The organism is Autumnicola edwardsiae (assembly GCF_031846505.1).
GTDB classification, from domain to species: domain Bacteria; phylum Bacteroidota; class Bacteroidia; order Flavobacteriales; family Flavobacteriaceae; genus Autumnicola; species Autumnicola edwardsiae.
In genome coordinates, this window is sequence record NZ_JAVRHP010000166.1 from 1 (window position 1) to 3,701 (window position 3,701).

4 protein-coding genes are annotated in these 3,701 nt (G+C 41.4%); all 4 read left to right on the top strand.

Annotation, left to right across the window (positions count from 1 at the left end; all coding sequences use genetic code 11):
• Window positions 1-200, top strand: a 200-nt coding sequence (gene nusG, locus RM529_RS16340; RefSeq protein WP_432264544.1) for a transcription termination/antitermination protein NusG, incomplete at its 5' end; no start/stop codon positions are given.
• A gap of 173 nt (window positions 201-373) precedes the next feature.
• Window positions 374-1,402 (top strand): adenylyl-sulfate kinase, encoded by a 1,029-nt coding sequence (gene cysC / locus RM529_RS16345; RefSeq protein WP_311485808.1) that lies wholly within the window; start codon window positions 374-376, stop codon window positions 1,400-1,402.
• Between the two features lie 20 nt (window positions 1,403-1,422).
• Window positions 1,423-2,226, top strand: coding sequence for a 3'(2'),5'-bisphosphate nucleotidase CysQ (cysQ, locus tag RM529_RS16350; RefSeq protein WP_311485809.1), 804 nt, complete (start codon window positions 1,423-1,425; stop codon window positions 2,224-2,226).
• Between the two features lie 299 nt (window positions 2,227-2,525).
• A complete protein-coding gene (locus RM529_RS16355) occupies window positions 2,526-3,467 on the top strand; it encodes a ribose-phosphate pyrophosphokinase (protein WP_311485810.1) in 942 nt (313 codons plus the stop codon).
• Window positions 3,468-3,701 lie beyond the last annotated feature (234 nt).

A 3,701-nucleotide genomic window follows, 5' to 3' on the forward strand; every position in this document is an offset into this window, starting at 1 on the left:
TCCGCGACTGGTTAGATGATGATAAAATAGATGAAGTAAAGGTAGAAGGGCTCTCTGTTGGCGATAATGTGAAAATTTCAAGTGGCGCTTTAAAAGACCAGGAAGCCTGCATTCAGGAAATAGGAAAAAAACGTATCCGGCTGCTACTTCCCTCTATGGGCTTTATTGTTACCGCCAAAATTTCAGATGTAGTACAGTAGCCGTTTATATTTACATCCTATTCAATTTTCTGTCTTAAGTTATTCCGAATAAAAGCCACAGATTTCTTTAGAATAATTATTTTTGAATGCTCATGCAGCATTTTAGGGAAATATTTTGCAGGGGTGATGACTTTTGCGAAATTTTAACCATGAGTAATGACTAGCTGGATCAAGTGAAGGAAGTTTCACATAAGCGGCATATCGCTAAGGCAATAACCTGGAGGTGCATTGGCACGCTCGACACTATTTTTCTTTCATGGTTTATAACCGGTGATCCTTTTATGGGCCTGCAAATTGGCCTGGCAGAAGTGCTTACAAAAATGCTGCTTTACTACCTCCACGAGCGGCTATGGATAAGGATTAACCTGGGGAAGCAGGCGATTAGCCAATGGAGGCATATTCTTAAAACCATCAGTTGGAGGCTCGTGGGTACTTTAGATACGATGCTTCTCGCCTGGATCATTTCCGGAAATCCGGTGGTGGGTTTAAAAGTGGGAATGGTTGAGGTGGTAACCAAGATGTTGCTTTATTATCTGCATGAAAGAGCCTGGTATAAAATGGACTACGGAATAAAAGACAGGAACACCAAAGAAAATATTTTAACCAAGAACAGTATAAGTCCGCAGGAATATACGGTAAGTCAGGAACAAAGGTCGGCCCTCAAAGGTCACAAGCCTTTGGTGGTATGGTTTAGTGGCCTTTCCGGATCAGGGAAGTCCACACTTGCCAACCTGGTGGAAAAGAAATTGTTTGAAAAAGGCATCCATACCTATTCGCTGGACGGTGATAATATCCGCACGGGATTAAATAAAAATATTGGTTTTACTTCAGAAGAAAGATCTGAGAATATTCGTAGAATAGCAGAGGTTACCAAGTTATTTATAGACTCCGGGACAGTAGTTATTGCAGCTTTTATTACTCCGTTAAAAGCCGACAGGGAGACGCTGAAGCAAATTGTGGGCGAACATAATTTTGTGGGAGTATTTGTAAATACTTCCCTGGAAGAATGTGAAAGAAGGGATGTAAAGGACCTCTACAAAAAAGCACGTTCAGGAGAAATAAAGAACTTTACAGGTATTGATGCGCCTTACGAAAAACCTGTAGATTTTGATATCACAATTAACACAGAATCCTGCCCGACAGAAGAGGCCGTAGAGCGGATTTTGGTTGTTGTTGAGCGAAGGATTATAAGCAGGAAATAACCTTTAAACCTTATAAAAAAATGACTCTACTTTTAGAAACAGCAATCCAGGCGTCTCTCGCAGCGGGAAAACGTATTATGCAGATTTATGAAAATGAGGATTTTGAAGTAGAGGCAAAAGAGGACAAATCGCCGCTGACAAAAGCAGACAAGGCTTCGCATGATATTATTACGAGTTATCTGGAGAAGCTCGAATTTCCGGTGCTTTCTGAGGAAGGCAAACATCTTCCATACGAGCAGCGAAAAAACTGGTCAAAGCTGTGGATCGTGGATCCCATAGACGGCACTAAGGAATTTATTAAGAGGAATGGTGAATTTACTGTGAATATTGCATTGGTGGAGGATCAAAAACCTGTATTGGGAGTTATTTATGTACCTGCTTTAGAGGATTTGTATTTTGCTGCAAAGGGAGTCGGCTCGTTTAAGATTAATGCTATTACAGAATTTTCGGGGTATCAGGAAGTTTTGAAAATGGCCATAAAGCTTCCTGTATCTTCGGAAAGAAAAACATTTACCGTTGTGGCGAGCAAATCTCACCTTTCTTCGGAGACAAAGGAATATATAAAGTCCCTTGAAAGTGAAAACGGAAAAGTGGACACAATTTCAGTAGGAAGTTCCTTGAAGTTGTGCATGGTGGCAGAAGGAAAAGCCGACTGTTATCCGCGTTTTGCGCCTACGATGGAGTGGGATACTGCGGCAGGACAGGCAATATGTGCCTTCGCCGGAAAAAAGGTTTTTGATTATAAGACGAAAGAAGAAATGCTTTACAATCGCGAAAATTTGCGGAACAACTGGTTTCTGGTGACAAATGGGGAAAGCTTGTAGCTCAAAGTATGATGGTTGAATAGTTTTAAGCTTTAAGCTTTTTTGGGAGTGAGAAATGATAAAAGTGTATGTCTCTGATATAAGTTGGGTGCAAAATTAATTTGTGTGGGAAATATTTTTTTCTGCGTAAATCAGCGGGAAAGACGCCCAAATTCCTTTACCGTCAAAACAATTCAACCGTAAGGCATCTTCGGTAACTTATAACAGCCAAACAAAAACCCACTGCATATCCATAGAAATTATTCCTAAATTTGCAAGGCATGCAATATCAACTATATTTACTCACAAAATAACTAACGATGCCTACTTTAGTAACAGACGCGAAATTCTTCAATTGTACGCAAAGCCGGGAACTAGCCGAGAAAATTGCAGCTGCCTATGGCAGCAAACTGGGTAATGTGATCACCTCTACCTACAGTGATGGTGAATTCCAGCCCTCTTTTGAGGAATCTGTGCGTGGGGCCAGGGTTTTTATTATTGGCTCGACCCATCCCGGTGCAGACCATCTTATGGAAATGCTCCTAATGCTGGATGCTGCAAAACGTGCTTCTGCGCGTCATATTACCGCGGTAATGCCCTATTTTGGCTGGGCAAGACAGGATCGTAAGGACAAACCGCGCGTGCCTATTGCGGCAAAAATGATTGCCAGTATTCTCGAAACGGCAGGAGCTACACGTATTATTACGATGGACTTACATGCAGACCAGATCCAGGGATTCTTTGAAAAACCTGTAGATCATCTGTTTGCCTCCACTGTTTTTCTCCCTTACCTCAGGAAACTAAATCTCAGCAATCTCACTATTGCATCACCAGATATGGGAGGTTCCAAGAGAGCTTATGCTTATTCAAAAGCCCTGGAAAGTGATGTGGTGATTTGTTATAAGCAGCGTGTTAAAGCCAATGTTATTTCACATATGGAGCTTATAGGAAATGTGGAAGGAAGAAATGTTGTTCTGGTAGATGATATGGTGGACACGGCAGGAACACTTACCAAAGCTGCGGACCTGATGATGGAGCGAGGTGCTTTAAGTGTACGTGCTATCTGTACCCATCCGGTACTCTCGGGAGAAGCTTACGAGCGGGTAGAAAAATCCAAGTTGCAGGAATTAATTGTAACCGACTCTATTCCGCTGAAAAAGGAGAGTAGAAAAATAAAAGTTGTTAGTTGCGCAGATTTGTTTGCAGATGTGATGAACAGGGTACATAATAACCGTTCCATCAGTTCTAAATTTATAATGTAATTCGAGGTTAGAGGTAAGAAGTACAAAATTAGAAGTTAAAAGGTTTTACTGATAAAAAGCTCCCCTCTTTTTAAGGAGGGGTGACCGAAGGTCGGGGTGGTTCATCCCCACTCCAATACTCCAATTTTATTAGATCGATAATTGTCATTTTTCAGCATGCTTTCCTTTTGCCTACTCGGCGGGAGATTAAAGTAGCGAGAGATAAATAAGTTTCATAACTCACAACCCACAACA

Coding starts and splice junctions, on each gene's coding strand:
- cysQ (WP_311485809.1), top strand. CDS start 1,423: ATGACTCTACTTTTAGAAACAGCAATCCAGGCGTCTCTCGCAGCGGGA.
- RM529_RS16355 (WP_311485810.1), top strand. CDS start 2,526: ATGCCTACTTTAGTAACAGACGCGAAATTCTTCAATTGTACGCAAAGC.